We start from the raw sequence: 15,340 nt of genomic DNA on the forward strand, positions 1-15,340 counted from the left end.
AACTTTGCCCTTTGTTGATGGGAATGCCGCAGGGCGCGAAAAAATTTAAACATTTGTTTGAAAAATGCTTGTGTTCGCTCACGGTTGGATTTACTTTTTAATGCGACACAGGTCTGACCACACACTATACTTGTGATCAGGATCGCTTATATGACCCGCCTGGAGAAGGGTTATGAATAAAGGAGAACGAGAGTGACTACCCTACTTTGGAGTATCGCGCTGCTTGTGGTGCTTGGTGCCTGCGCTTATTTGCGGGTGTCCTTGCTGACCGCTACGGCCGCAGCCGCCATTATGTTGACCGCAGGATGGACCTTGGATGTTGTTGGCCTTTGGGGCGGCATCATCTTTTTGGTTATCGCCCTGCCTCTGAATATCAGCAGTATTCGTCAAAGCCTGATCACCCGCCCGCTGCTGAAAGTGTACCGTGGCATCATGCCCGAGATGTCTTCCACTGAAAAAGAAGCCATCGACGCCGGTACTACCTGGTGGGAAGCCGATCTGTTCGCCGGTAACCCCAACTGGAAGAAGCTGCACAACTACCCCACTGCCCGTCTCTCTGCCGAAGAGCAAGCCTTTATGGACGGCCCGGTAAACGAAGTGTGCCGCATGGTAAACGAGCATCAGGTATCCCACGAGCTGGCAGACCTGCCTGCTGACGTATGGCAGTACCTGAAAGACAACGGCTTCTTCGCGATGATCATCAAGAAAAAGTTTGGTGGTCTCGAGTTCTCCGCCTACGCCCAATCCCGTGTACTGCAAAAGCTTGCAGGTGTTTCCAGCGAGCTGGCATCCACCGTGGGCGTGCCCAACTCCCTCGGCCCCGGCGAGCTGCTGCAGCACTACGGTACGGCCGAGCAGCAGGACCACTACCTGCCACGTCTGGCCAAGGGTCTTGAAGTGCCTTGCTTTGCCCTGACCAGCCCTGAAGCCGGTTCAGACGCAGGTTCTATTCCTGACTACGGCGTTGTCTGCAAAGGCATGTGGAAAGGTGAAGAAGTGCTCGGCATGAAGCTCACCTGGAACAAGCGCTACATCACCCTGGCCCCTATCGCCACTGTGTTGGGTCTGGCGTTCAAACTGCGCGACCCTGAGCGTCTGCTCGGCGGCGAAGAAGAGCTCGGCATTACCTGCGCCCTTATTCCTACTGATGTGGAAGGCGTGGAAACCGGTCGTCGTCACTTCCCGCTCAACTGTATGTTCCAAAACGGCCCAACCCGCGGTAAAGACGTGTTTGTGCCCTTAAGCTTTATCATTGGCGGTCCGAAAATGGCCGGTCAGGGCTGGCGCATGCTGGTGGAATGTCTGTCGGTTGGCCGCGGCATTACCCTGCCATCCAACTCTGCCGGTGGCGTGAAAACCGCAGCCCTGGCAACCGGCGCCTATGCCCGCATCCGCCGTCAGTTCAAGCTGCCTATCGGTAAGCTGGAAGGTATTGAAGAGCCAATGGCGCGCATTGGCGGTAACGCTTATCTGATGGACGCCGTGACCTCGCTGACCACCACAGGTATCGATTTGGGTGAAAAGCCATCGGTCATCTCTGCCATCGTGAAGTATCACCTCACCGACCGCATGCAGAAATGCGTCATCGACGCCATGGACATCCACGGCGGTAAAGGCGTGTGCCTTGGCCCCAACAACTACCTGGGCCGTGGTTATCAGGCTGCCCCTATCGCCATTACCGTGGAAGGTGCCAACATCCTGACCCGCTCTATGATCATCTATGGTCAGGGCGCCATTCGCTGCCATCCATACGTGCTGGCCGAAATGGACTCTGCCTTCGATAAAGACGTGCGTCAGGGTCTGAACAAGTTCGATGCTGCCCTCTTTGGCCACATCGGCTTTACCATCAGCAACCTGATCCGCAGTGTGTGGATGGGCCTGACCGGCAGCCGCTTCTCTAACGCCCCATATGGCGACAAGACCAAGCGCTACTACCAGCACATGAACCGTTTCAGTGCCAACCTGGCGTTGCTGTCTGATCTCGCCATGGCCACCCTGGGCGGTAACCTCAAGCGTAAAGAGCGTATCTCTGCCCGTCTTGGCGACATGCTGAGTCAGCTGTACCTGGCCTCTGCCACGTTGAAGCGTTATCAGGATGAAGGTCGTCAGACTGAAGATCTGCCACTGGTACAGTGGGCGGTTGAAGATGCCCTGTTCAAGCTGCAAGCCTCTTTGGATGAGCTGCTGGACAATTTCCCTGCCGGTCTGGGCGGTGTGCTGCGCGTACTGCTGCTGCCTTTCGGTCGTCCACTGAAGCGTCCGAGCGATGTACTGGACCACAAGGTGGCCAAAATCATGCAAACCCCTTGTGCCAGCCGTGAGCGTCTCGGTCAGGGCCAGTTCTGGGAAGCCTGCGACAACAACCCTGTGGGTGTTCAGGAGCAGACCTTCAAGGACATCCTCGCTGCCGAGCCGCTGTACGATAAGGTATGCAAAGCTGCCGGTAAGCGTCTGCCCTTCATGTGGCTGGATCAGGTGGCGGCTGAAGGCAAGGCACTGGGCATTCTGTCTGATGCAGAAATCGCCCTGCTGGAGAAAGCCGAGATTGGTCGTATGAAGTCTATCAACGTAGACGACTTCGACCCAGCCGAGCTGGTGGCGCAAACCACTGGCAGCAAGTCTCAGGAGCAAGCGGCGTAAGCGCTGCAACCTCTGATAGAAAAAGGCGCCTCAGGGCGCCTTTTTTACTTGCCGCGTCTTGCCAGGGATGTTCTGACTGCTGCACGCGGTTAGGTGAACGGCAATTAAACCTTCCCCCAATCAGCGCTGCTGAAACCTGCACTGCATGCGCCATTTATTGAGAAGCTTTTTGGCTGACGGCATGGCTATTCTATTTCATGCCAGGCCTTACCTATTTAAATCAAACTGCCACTCCCAGTCAGCAGACCGATTCAAGATACTGGTTCTGTCAATCTGACCCGGAACATCGCCAGATAGAAATTTAAACCAACAGTTGAGCGTGCTGCCGGGCAGAAGCTGCGATACATAACTTAGCTCAATCACTTCTTCACAACAGCACGCAATCAAAAACCAAGAAACCCAAAAAACAAAGCATTCAAAAACAAGGTATTCAGACCATCACGCTTTCACAGGCGCGCTGCCTTCGCCGTTGGCATCCCGATTATCACTCAGCCCTTTGTCTGTCGCTTGTTCTGTATCTTTTTCTGTATTTATTGCTGTATCCGGGGCAGGCGTTAACTCAGCGGAGGTGGCTGCCTCCTCTTGTATTGCCTTGGCCACTGCAACCCGCTCGTCTTCTTCTTTCTCTGCCAGCGCCTTTTCAAGCGCTTCTTTCTCTTGCTGCTCTTTGGCGTATTGCTGCGACTCAGCAGGAATAAGACTGATAAGCTCGATGCCGGTGGCCGGGATGTCGCTGCCGGCGGTGATAATGCGCAGCTTTTCATCCTGCAGATACACCAATGGCAACACGCTTTCACCGTAGCGGCGCATAAAATCCACCAGGGTGAAACTTTCCCTCAAAGTGGTGCTCTTCAAGATGGCGCCTTTTGCCATTTGGCTGGCGATTTTGGCGTAAGAAATCCCTTCGCCAAACAGGCACAAGCGCTTCATATAGACTTCTGAGGCCAGATGACGGGCGCTGGAGCCTTCCATATTATTCAGCCCATAGACTTTTTCCGCGCCAAAATAATCCTGAAAATGGAAGCTCACCAAAGGATTCAATTGCCGGTAGGGAGACACGACCAACACCCGACCGATGCCGGTTAAGTCCAGATAGGTTTCGGCGTGTTCCGATGCCGGATTGCCAAAATACACCGGAATATTATCCATCCGCGCCAGGCGAATATTGTCCCAGTTGGTATCGGCAAGAGTGACCTTGATGTTTTTACTCTTCAACAGTTTGGCAAAGGCGCGGGAAAAGCTGGACGCACCAAAGAGTAGCAGCCCCTGGGCTGAGTCGGCCTTGACTTTAAGAATGCGCGCCCAGGTGCCCGCTGAAAGACTTTGAATAACCACAGTGCCGATAATAATCAAAAACACCAGAGGCACAATTTTCTCGGCGCCGGGCACGCCCTGCTCTTCAAGCTTGATGGCAAAGAGCGACGACACCGCCGCTGCAACAATCCCCCGGGGTGCCACCCAACTTAAAAACCACTTTTCCGGCGCCGTGAGATTGGTGCCTATACCCGACAGCCACACGCTGAGTGGCCGGGCAATCAGCATGGCAACAGCGAGCACCCCAATGCCGCCCCAGCCTAAATCCAGCATGGCGGTGGAGTCCAGTCTGGCCGCCAGCAGAATAAACAGCGCCGAAATCATCAGTACCGTCAGGGTTTCTTTAAACTCGAGAATATCGGCGATGTCGACGCCGCGCATATTGGCCAGCCAAATGCCCATCACGGTAACTGTGAGCAGGCCAGATTCTTCCTGCAGCAGATTAGAGCCAACAAAGGTGCCCAGCATCACGGTGAGCACGGCGGTGTTTCTCAGATAATGAGGTAAGAGATCTTTGCGCAGCACCCAGCCCACCACATATCCCATGGCGGCTCCTACACCAAAGCCCAGCGCCAAGATAGAGCCAAATGACATCAAAATGTGCTCGGTGGCATTTTGAGACGCGGCGATATATTCAAATACCAATACCGCCAGCACAGCACCAATGGGGTCAATCACTATGCCTTCCCAGCGAAGGATGCTGGCAAGCTGCGATTTGGGGCGCACACTACGCAGCATAGGCACTATCACAGTGGGGCCTGTCACCACCACCAGGGCACCGAATAACCACGCCAGCGCCCAATCAAAGCCCATAAAGTAATGGGTCGCGAGGGATATAGCCACCCAGGTCACCGCCATACCTATGGTCACCAGGTGGGTTACCATTCGACCATAGTCTCTGATTTCTTTGAAGTTAAGCGTCAGTGCGCCTTCAAATAAGATGATGGCAACACCCAGAGAAATCATCGGGAAAAGAAGATCGCCAAAAATGGCATCAGGCTTGAGAAAGCCAAGCCCGGGCCCAAGCAGCAGGCCACAGAGCAGTAGAGGCAAAATGGCTGGAAGTCTTAACTTCCACCCCAGCCACTGGCAAAACAACGAAAGCACACCAATGAGTGCCAGAATGCCGGTGATATGTTCAACCATGTATTAATCCTTGAACAGAAGATCCCTGAAAATAAGATCACATTAGCAGCCAAATGTGTCTGTTTCATCTTATCTATTTTTGAGCAGAGCGCCATGGGGCAAATAACACTGCCACCCTCACGCTTCAGCGAATTAGCAATAAGGCGCACAGCCATGGTTAGCCGTGATTAGAAGTACCGCCAAACGCCGAAAACAGCCGGACAGCAAACGTGTGACTGAGGCAATTCGTTACTGAACCCTCAGGCGAATATCAACGCCATTGGATATTTAACTCTCTGATTGAAGGAAACAACTTTTAACAGCATGGCATGTTGCCAGTATGTTGTAATTCATGCCTGTCGATGATAGCGTTGCCGGGATATTTAGCGGGGGGATAATGTCTACGGCAATAAGAACAATCATTTATATAATGCTGTTGCACCTTGGTAACGCATGGTCTGCACCTGAAAAAATTGCACAAAACTTAGACTTTGATGCAGACAACATTTCCGCGGTCCTGTTTGATCAACAGGGATTTATGTGGCTGGGAACCCAGGACGGCTTATTCTTTTACGATAGCCATCAACTGGAGAAATTCAGACCGGATATGGATACGCCGGGCACCATCGCGGCGTTGGATATACGCAATCTCTATCTGAGTCGGGACAACAGCCTCTGGATTTCCACCAACAGTGGTGGCCTCAGTCGATTCAACCCGGACACCCGCACTTTTACCAATTACCGACACAATTCCGAAGACATTAATTCACTGTCCAATGACAGTGTTTATGACGTCACTGATGGCCCTGACGGCGAGCTTTGGGTAGCGACTCAAATTGGATTAAACCGATTAAATCCGGCAACCGGAAAAGTGCGCCGTTACGTTAAAGAAGACACAAACGCAGCATCCCTGCCCTCAAACTATATTTACAGACTTTATGTCGACAGCCACAACCGGCTTTGGATTGGCACCATTGGTGGTGGGCTCGCATATTGGGCAGGCGAAACCCACGGGTTCATCAGTGTAGAACTGCCCGATGGGATAAAGGACGTATTTTCCATCGTTGAACAGGATGGAAAATATTTATGGGTCGGCACTCGCCAGGGATTGCTCAAAGTAACGCTGGACAACTTACTCGTCAGCCGTATCAGGCCCGTTCTGGGTACTGAGTGGGAGTTGATGATTATTTCATTACATCTGGACGCTAATCAGCTGATTTTAGGCACCTTTGGCCAAGGCCTTAGGTTTTACGACCCTGACACCAATCAGCTCAATCAACATAGCCAGGATAGCCAAGGCGCCAAAGACACCATTACCAGCATTGTAAAAGACAGTACCGGGCAGCTTTTTTATGCTACCTGGGGTCGAGGGGCCTATAAGCTGGATGTGACTGAGCGAAATAAATCGGCTAACGGCACTGCAAAGAGCACGTCGCTCTCTTTGCCTAATGTCGCAGCACTGTACGCATCATCCGGCAGCAATAAAGCCTGGGTTGGCTCCTTCAGTCATGGCTTGCACTGGCTTGATCTGGACACCCAACAGCTGAATAAATTTACCCCCAGTACGTATACCCAAAACATTAACGGCGTGTTGAGCATTGCTTCTGTTGGAACGGATGAGCTGCTGGTTGGTACATCTGAGGGCTTATGGCACCTGCTTGGTAATGGCACAGTTAAAGCACATTTTTCTTACCAACGTGACGAGGCGGGATCCATTGGCAAGGGCTTTGTCAGAGTACTGCAACCCGATGACAGCGGCGATGTCTGGGTCGGCATTGGCGGCGATGGCCTTTACAAATACCATCCTGACAGCGAAACCTTCACGGCTTTTAAGCACGACCCGTCAGTACAGGATTCCCTGAGTGGAAATTACATCACCTCACTTCTGGTAGATGGTCCCTATCTCTGGGTGGGCACCCGCTCAAATGGTTTGAATCTCTGTCAGAAAGACAACATGTCCTGTCAGCGTCTTCAGGTACATAACAGTGGATTAAACCATTATTACATCTCCGACATCGCAAAGGATGACCTGGGTAATATCTGGGTTGGTACCGATGGCGGCGGTTTACACAAGGCCGAATTCCACCAGCGCGGTGTCGAGACAGAAGTTCGTATCACGCCAGAGGCAGGATTGGCTGCAGACTCAATAAAATCGATTTTACCGGGAGCCTCGGGCGACGTTTGGTTTACAACCAGCGACGGATTATTCGGCTATAACGCAGACCACAAGCGCTTTTATAAGGCAACAGACAGGGTACTGAACGGCCTGGGTGGATTTTCACAACGTTCTCGAGCAAGCGATGGCAAGACCAATCTGCTTGGCACCAATAATGGCGTGTATCTCTTTACAGCGATGTCCAACATAGAGCCCGAGACCCAATTCCCTGTCAGATTCACTCAGATTTTATCCGATAGCCTGACAAGCCCAATTTTAAACACCGCAATTCAGGAGCCTTTCCAAATGTCAGTCCCCTGGGGGGGCTGGCTGAATGTAGAGTTTGCCCTGTTGGACTATGGCTCAACGGGTCATAGCTATCAATATCGCATGTCTTCCAAGAGCGAATGGATATCGCTGAACTCCATGCACCATTTGAATTTCTATAAACTCGACCCGGGGGTACACCGTCTTGAAGTACGGGGAAGAGGCGTAAACCAGGCATGGAGCCAACCGGCGACACTCAACCTCACAGTGGTTCCCCCCTGGTGGCGTAACACCACCTATATCGGCTTGTTGCTGGTGTGCATTGCATTTGTGGCGATAAGCTATCACAGGTTTCGGATGGCCAAATGGGAAAGGTATACCCGCCGCCTCAATGCGCTGAAAGAAGAGAAACTCGCTGTTATTGAAAAGCTCAGGCAAAACGAACAGCATCTGAAGTCCGCTTTTGAAGGAATGCGTAATCTTGCCACCTGCCTGCAATATGCCAAGGAAGAAGAGCGTAAATCCATTTCCCGGGAACTTCATGATCAATTCGGCCAATCACTCACTGCTACTCAGATAAGCCTGCAACTGTTCCGGCGCCAACACCCCAATGACACGGATCTGATAGATACCTGCATTACGACTATTCAATCCATGATTAAGCAGGTACGGGCAATCTCATTCGATTTACGTCCCAGTCTTCTGGACGACGTCGGTTTGGTTGCAGGTCTTCACCACCAGCTAAATAAAATGTCATCGCCATTGGCACATCCCATCATCTTTAATGCCGATGCTGATATCCCGGAACTGAGTCCCAGTCTAACCATTACCCTATTCCGGGTAATTCAGGAGTCAGTCACCAATGCCATTCGCCATGCGAATGCCACGAAAATTGAAGTAACGCTTTACCTGGATGGGAACAACATTAAGGCCGACGTTTCCGATAACGGCGTAGGCTTCGATCCCGATGACATTTCCTCTAAAGTCAGCAAGGGTGGCCATTTGGGCCTACTGGGTATTGAGGAGCGAGTTAGGTCCCAAAATGGTAACTTGAATATCAAAGCCATTCCCAATGGCGGTGTTTCCATTTCAGTTGAGTTTCCTTATGAAAAGTAACAATAGCGTCGTATTGGTAGATGATCATGAACTGGTTCGCGCCGGTATACGCACCTTATTACATACCATTGACTCAATCGAGGTGATTGGTGAATGTGGGGATGGCCTCGAGGCAGTGGCCTTGGTAAAGCGACTGAAGCCAAAGCTGCTGGTATTGGACATATCGATTAAAAGCTTAAGTGGGATTGAAGTTGTCAAACTGATTGCAAACCAAGGGATACCGGCAAAAATTTTAATTCTTTCTATGCACAATAACGTCGAATATGTGGCCAAATGCTTGAAACACGGGGCACATGGCTACCTCTTGAAAGATGCCGCAGTCGATGAACTTGAGCCGGCCATCAGAAACGTCTTGCAGGGCAACAGCTACATCAGCAAAGAAATTGATATCAGTCTCCTGGATCAATTACTGTCCACCAATCAATCCGCGACATCCCTTCTGGAGCTATTAACCAGCAGACAAAAACAGATCCTTCAGCTCATAGCTGAAGGCTATTCCACCCGACAAATTGCCGAGTCTGTCAGTGTCAGTATCAAGACGGTCGAGACACACAGGGCGCACATAATGGCGAGATTACAAATATTTGATATTGCAGGTCTGGTACGTTTTGCGCTGCAAGAAAAGCTTATCCCCTGAAATGTCTATATGCTTAACACCAAGCGCACCATGCTACTGAATGTAAACATTTTCCGAAATCCCATTGTGGGTATGGTGTGTCACTGTGAAGCTCATGTGAGCCATTTTCCTGCAGTGCTTATCTTATGCCACAGACTCCCCATGCGATACACTATGTAACAAATAAAAAACAATTTAAGAACAATGCATGTCGTTGATAGTATTATATAAAACTCAAACAAAGCAGAGACTGAAAAAGGACTTAACCACCACAGACCTCACCACAAACTAACGCTTTAAACTGAATTTTTTTCACACTACAGCGCTTTTTCTGCCGCATGCCAAAAGGTTTTAGCGCTGATATTTACTCATACAACAAAACATACACACTGCATATTGTTAATTTATAAACACGTTAACCAGAAAAGCACAAATAAACATACAATATGCTCCAACAAAATTGGTTAACGCCAACAGCAGAAAACACCAAACCCACACCCTCTAACGTTTAACACTCAAAAAATCAGGGATTCCCTGATATCTGACAAAAATCCGAATTGCTAGCTTGGAACGGTGGTAGTAGCCCTACCCAAGCCCAAGTTATAAGCAAAAAGGATAACTCATGAACTTAAAACCCTACCTGTTGGCGCTGCTTCCCGCGCTGGTGTTGCTTGGCTCGCCGGCTCAAGCAGCAAAACTTAAACCGCAAAATTTGAAACAACTCATCAGTGAGTCCGAAAGCATTCTGTCCGGGCAGGTTCAATCTGTCACAGACGGCATTTCAGACCAGGGCGTTCCCTACACCGAGGTCACAATCAAGGTGAATAACGCGGCCAAAGGCCAACACGAGAAAAACTCCACCTACACATTTCGCCAATTTGGTTTGACCAAACCCCAGAGAAATGCCAACGGCACTAAGATGCTGGCCGTGTCGCCAGAGGGCTTCCCCCGCTGGAATACCAATGAAACCGTCATTGTATTTATGCACAAAGCGGCAAAGCTGACTGGATTACGGACAACGGCCGGCATGGCTAACGGCAAATTCGTGGTTCAGGGCGGTAAAGTCAGCAACGAATTCAATAATTTTGGTGTGTTCAATGACATCGAGTTTGCTCAGGGTCTGTTGTCCGAGTCAGAAAACACCATGCTGAAAACAACCGGCGCCTTTAGTGCGACAGACTTTATGAGCCTGGTTGGAAAAGCGGTTTCAGAGCAATGGATCAGCAATGGGAAGATGAAATAATGAAAATCAATAAATTTACTGTTGCAATGCTTGGCATGCTGAGCGCAGGCTCCGCACTGGCCGCAGGACCACTGTTGACGTCGGATGACGCCAATCCCAAGCCCTATGTCTGGGATACCTCAAAAGGTTCGATTCCCGTTTATGTCGATGGTGGCGCCGCCTTTACCTACGATTACGATGGCAGTGTGTTTTTGTCTATCGATCGTGCCAGAGAGATTACCCAATTTGCCTTTGATCAGTGGAACAATGTAGAAACCTCCACGTTCCGGGCTGATATTGCCGGCACCATTCAGGAAAAAACCGGCATCGCCGATGTGACAGGTGCAAACGCCGCTGAAATCTACACCAAGCAAAATGGTTATGGCTTCTGGGTACTGTATGACACAGACGGCAGTATCCTAGAAGACTTTTTCGGCGTACCGAAAACAGCGGTACTGGGTATCGCCTTCCCTGAAATTGCTGATGAAAACAATGTGATTATCGAAGCCACCGCCGTACTTAACGGTTGGAACGTCTACGTTAACGATACCGAAGGCAACCAGGTTGCAGGGGTCTTTACCCATGAATTTGGCCATGCGATTAACCTGTCACACTCCCAAACAAATGGTCAATTGGGTTACCTCAGCAACACCTTTGAGCCACTCTACCCCGGCGTTGCCGGTTGCGGTGTAGAGCCGATACACGCCTATAACTGGCCGGACTGGTATGGCCCAACCAATACTGCAGATCCCGAGATCATTGAAACCATGTTCCCCTTTATCAGCCATAACGGCGCTGGCGGAACAGCCCAAAGCACGGTCAATGTGCTGGATGACAGGGTGTCGATTTCCAATCTCTATCCAACCGATACCTACAAAACCGGCTTTGGCGCAATTGAAGGCAAACTGCGCCTCAAGGACGGCCAGACCGAATACAGTGGCGTCAATATCATTGCCCGCAACGTGAGCGATCCGCTGATGGATGCGGTGTCCGCTCAGTCGGGTTACCTGACTCAGGGAAAAGTGGGCCCCGATGGCTATTTCAAAATCAACGGTCTGACTCCCGGACAAAGCTATGTGCTTTACACCGAAGAGATCCACGTTGGCGGATATCCAACAACGCAGACTCCCATCATCTCGGTGGCCGAATACTGGAACGAGAATGAGGGTAGCGATCCTGTCACTGACAATCAGTGTGATTTCACCCCAATCGTTGCCGAAGCGGGCAAAACGAAGCAGGCCGATCTCACCTTTAACGGCTATGACGACGGCATCAACTTCCGCCCCATCGTCAACGCATTCCTGACGGATCTTGCCAAAAATGGCCGCTCTTCCATGGGTACCATCATGGGTTATGGCTTTACCTGGAATGAGACCAAGGGATTCGAAATGCTGCCCGATTATGTCACAGCTGAGACAGGCCGCATGAACCGCAACGGCACCAAAATTCTGGTGAATGCAGACCAGGACCGCAACGGCGTCAGCGCCCCGGCAATTTGGTCTGACTCCAAAGGCGTAATGCCACTGGGCGACTTTACCGGAAACGCCTGTGGTGGAAGCTCACAAACGGGTACCCAATCCGCACTTGCCTGGGACATTGACGATGCCGGTAACACGGTTGTGGGCTTGGCTTACAAGGATGTCGACGGCAATGGCATGTGTTACGAGTATGACAAGGGCGAGCTTGTGCCTTTTATCTGGACGCCGAAAGCAGGCATGCATGAGCTGGACACCCAAGATGTTGACTGGAACATCAATTCCTGGGTACGAGCCCATGCCATTTCAGGTAATGGTGAAGTGGCCCTGGGTTCACTCGATGGCTGGGAAGCCGTCGCATGGGTTAAAGAGGGCCGGATGATCAATCTGTTTGAGCAGATCGGTGCCATCGAAGCAAATGCAACATCTTATGACGGCAAACAAGTTGCTCTGGGCACTATGCAAGGCAATGTCATGCTGTGGAACCACACCAAAAGCGGTGCTGCGGCCTTTACAGACATTGGCGGTTTAAAGTGGTGTGAAGATGTGCCCTTTGTACTCTGGGGCCAGAATGCCTGCGACGAAATGGGTGTTGAATGGGTCCACAGTATGTTCGGTGAATTCGCTGGTTTGATTCCATTCGATATGAGTGACAACGGTGATGTCATCATAGGTCGTGCCGGAGACTTCTGGGCGGGTTTTGTTGGTGCTATCTACATCAAAGAACTCGGCTGGATGACACTGGATGACTTCTTCGCCAAACAGGGCGTGATGGAAGCACTCAACTCCTCCATGAATAACCCACTTTCCATCAGCGCCTCTGGCAGCAAAATGGTCGGTGGTATCGCCGGCGCCATGATCTCCTACCATGTCGATATGACAGAGGTTTATGTGTGTGAAAACGGCAGCTCAATTAAGACCGGCTTCCCCAATGGTCTGATAAACAAAGTGAAATCCGGTGCTCAATTCGGTCGCTGTGAACACTTGAACTAAAGGCGGGTTTTGGAGAAGCGCGTGGAGATGCGCCGGGATAGGCGCTCTCCTTTCCACAAAACGTAAACCCTTAAGGCCAAAGCAGCGCGTTGTCAGTTGGCGCCGAGCATGGCCAAACATTTCAGGCAATCGCAGTGTTAGAGCAACAACCGATGGAATTGACTTCAAATACGCTGTTCAAATGGCCTGCGATTTACCAAAGACTTTCAGGAACAAAGATGAAAACAGTGAATAAAACCTTATTAGCGCTGGGTATTGGTATGGCCATGACCGCCAATGCCGCCGATGACAGATACGTGATCCAGGTAGATGCCGAGCATAAAGGCGTGGTAAAAGCCCTCGCCAAAAAACTCGGCGGTGAAATCCACGCAGAAGGCAATCGCTTTTTCTCAGCCACCTTCAGCGGCAAAGATCTTGCGACCGTAAAAGGGCTGTTGAATAACCCACATATTCAACTCATCGAAGAAGATGCCAAACGGGAACTGATGGGCTTCAGCGATGATGTTGGCGATCCGCGCACTACGCAGATCACCCCTTATGCCGTCTATCAATCTCAGGCGAATCAACTGTCTTTGCAGGCAAACGCCGGGGTAAAGGTGTGCGTAATCGATTCTGGTCTTGACCGCTCCAACGACGATTTTCTGTGGCAAAACATCACCGGTGACAATGACCCGGGTACGGGCAATTGGGATCAACATGGCGGCCCCCACGGCACCCATGTGGCCGGAACCATAGGTGCCGCTGACAACGGCGTTGGCGTGGTAGGCATGGCGCCCGGTGTAGACATGCACATCATCAAAGTATTTAACGCAAATGGTTGGGGCTATTCGTCCGATCTTGCGGTTGCCACCGAGAAGTGTGCCGCTGCCGGGGCAAACATCATCAGTATGAGCCTTGGTGGTGGACGCCCCAACAGCACAGAAGAGAGCGCCTTTAAAGCATTCACCAGAAACGGTGGTTTGGTCATCGCTGCGGCTGGTAACGATGGTAACAACGTCAGAACCTATCCCGCAGGTTATGAGTCAGTCATGATGATTGGCGCCAACGATGCCAACGATGAAATCGCTGACTTTTCGCAGTTCCCAGCCTGTACCATCATCTACTCAGGCAAGGGTAATAAGAATAACCAGCAGATTATCGATACAACCTGCGTGGAGGTCACCGCCGGCGGCGTAAATACCCTCTCCACCTACCCTGCCGATATGGTATCGGCATCGGTACTCACTGCCGATGGACAGGTGCTCGGTTCCAGTGGCATGAGTTACGCAGCGCAAGGCAATGTCACTGGAAGCAGCTATTACATGGGCCTTGGCGCAGCAATAGACCCACAGGCCAGGGACAAAATCTGTTTGATCGACCGTGGTGAAATTTCCTTTAATGACAAAGTCATGAACTGCGAAGCCTCCGGTGGTATTGCTGCCGTGATTGTTAACAACGTTGATGGCATGCTTTACGGCACCCTCGGAGCAGAAACCACATCCAGTATCCCGTCCGTTGGTGCCGCCCTTGAGGATAGGAATGCCCTTCACTCAGCAGCCACCCTCACCGTTGAAATAAGTGGTTCAGATTATGGCTTTATGAGTGGCACGTCGATGGCAACCCCTGCGGTGAGTGGCTTGGCCGCACTGCTTTGGTCAAATCATCCTGAATGTAATGGCACGGATATTCGGCAAGCGCTGAAAGCAACGGCATTTGATGCAGGCGCTTCCGGAAGAGATGACTATTTTGGCTATGGCATCGTCAAAGTGGCTGACGCCCATCAATACTTGCTCAGCAACAGCTGCAGTGCCAAACCCATAGTAGACATTCAATTAACCACGGCTACTTACTCTGGCAAACGCGGCGAACAGGTAGAACTGAATTGGTCAGGCGCCTCAACCCGCAAGGTCAATGTGTTTCGTAATGGCGTGGTGATTACCGCCACTGCCAACGACGGCAGCTTCGTCGATACACTCAATAACCCTTACGGTATCTACACTTACCAAATCTGTGAAGATGGCACCGCAAACTGCTCTGACATTTCCAGCGTGACATTCAACTAACCGGATACCAGTGTTAAAAGAGCGCCTCAGGGCGCTCTTTTTGTCAGGGTCACACCTGTATATCAGTGCCGATTTTCGCAACCAGCGAAAAAGCGCTTTAAGAGAATATTGAGGAAGTCGAAAGGACCTGGAATAAGAAGGATAGTCGCAGAGCCCAGCGCTAAGCATTGCCTGAAAGAGAGTTAATAAAAATCTGAACGCGGCAGTAAAGGGAACGATGGAAACAAAAAAGCCCCATCTTTTCAGACGAGGCTCATTTGGTAATTGGCGGAGCGGACGGGACTCGAACCCGCGACCCCCGGCGTGACAGGCCGTGATGATATTAATAATAGCACGTTACTTATTTTACCCCAACTGTAAATAACTAATTTTATT

General features: G+C 51.0%; 7 protein-coding genes. 6 read left to right on the top strand and 1 reads right to left on the bottom strand.

Annotated features, from left to right (window positions below; translation table 11 throughout):
- The first annotated feature begins 192 nt into the window (after window positions 1-192).
- Window positions 193-2,640 carry an acyl-CoA dehydrogenase FadE gene (fadE, locus tag K0H63_RS10450; RefSeq protein ID WP_220064629.1) on the top strand — a complete coding sequence of 816 codons (2,448 nt, stop codon included), beginning with the start codon at window positions 193-195 and terminating at the stop codon, window positions 2,638-2,640.
- 438 nt (window positions 2,641-3,078) lie between these two features.
- On the opposite strand, the gene K0H63_RS10455 is transcribed toward fadE, so the two are convergent.
- On the bottom strand, window positions 3,079-5,100 hold the full coding sequence (locus K0H63_RS10455; RefSeq protein ID WP_258405566.1) for a cation:proton antiporter: 2,022 nt from the start codon (window positions 5,098-5,100) through the stop codon (window positions 3,079-3,081).
- 376 nt (window positions 5,101-5,476) lie between these two features.
- On the opposite strand from K0H63_RS10455, the gene K0H63_RS10460 reads away from it, so the two are divergent.
- The 5 genes from K0H63_RS10460 (at window position 5,477) to K0H63_RS10480 (ending at window position 14,965) form a co-directional block, all read left to right on the top strand.
- The gene (locus tag K0H63_RS10460) at window positions 5,477-8,617 is read left to right on the top strand and encodes a ligand-binding sensor domain-containing protein (protein ID WP_220064630.1); all 3,141 of its coding nucleotides are present in this window, start codon (window positions 5,477-5,479) and stop codon (window positions 8,615-8,617) included.
- Complete coding sequence (locus K0H63_RS10465; RefSeq protein WP_220064631.1) at window positions 8,607-9,254, top strand: response regulator; 648 nt, start codon at window positions 8,607-8,609, stop codon at window positions 9,252-9,254. The genes K0H63_RS10460 and K0H63_RS10465 overlap by 11 nt, the downstream gene beginning before the upstream one ends.
- A gap of 601 nt (window positions 9,255-9,855) precedes the next feature.
- Window positions 9,856-10,476 (top strand): hypothetical protein, encoded by a 621-nt coding sequence (locus K0H63_RS10470; protein ID WP_220064632.1) that lies wholly within the window; start codon window positions 9,856-9,858, stop codon window positions 10,474-10,476.
- Entirely contained in the window at window positions 10,476-12,923 is a 2,448-nt protein-coding gene (locus tag K0H63_RS10475; RefSeq protein WP_220064633.1) for a zinc metalloprotease, read from the top strand. Before K0H63_RS10470 ends, K0H63_RS10475 begins: the two co-directional genes overlap by 1 nt.
- A gap of 218 nt (window positions 12,924-13,141) precedes the next feature.
- On the top strand, window positions 13,142-14,965 hold the full coding sequence (locus K0H63_RS10480; RefSeq protein ID WP_220064634.1) for a S8 family serine peptidase: 1,824 nt from the start codon (window positions 13,142-13,144) through the stop codon (window positions 14,963-14,965).
- The last annotated feature ends 375 nt before the right edge of the window (window positions 14,966-15,340 follow it).

The organism is Shewanella zhangzhouensis (genome assembly GCF_019457615.1).
GTDB lineage: Bacteria > Pseudomonadota > Gammaproteobacteria > Enterobacterales > Shewanellaceae > Shewanella > Shewanella zhangzhouensis.

Bases quoted from the DNA above. Each gene is read 5' to 3' on its own strand.
- K0H63_RS10455 (WP_258405566.1), bottom strand. From the start codon at position 5,100: ATGGTTGAACATATCACCGGCATTCTGGCACTCATTGGTGTGCTTTCG.
- K0H63_RS10460 (WP_220064630.1), top strand. From the start codon at position 5,477: ATGTCTACGGCAATAAGAACAATCATTTATATAATGCTGTTGCACCTT.
- K0H63_RS10465 (WP_220064631.1), top strand. From the start codon at position 8,607: ATGAAAAGTAACAATAGCGTCGTATTGGTAGATGATCATGAACTGGTT.
- K0H63_RS10470 (WP_220064632.1), top strand. From the start codon at position 9,856: ATGAACTTAAAACCCTACCTGTTGGCGCTGCTTCCCGCGCTGGTGTTG.
- K0H63_RS10475 (WP_220064633.1), top strand. From the start codon at position 10,476: ATGAAAATCAATAAATTTACTGTTGCAATGCTTGGCATGCTGAGCGCA.
- K0H63_RS10480 (WP_220064634.1), top strand. From the start codon at position 13,142: ATGAAAACAGTGAATAAAACCTTATTAGCGCTGGGTATTGGTATGGCC.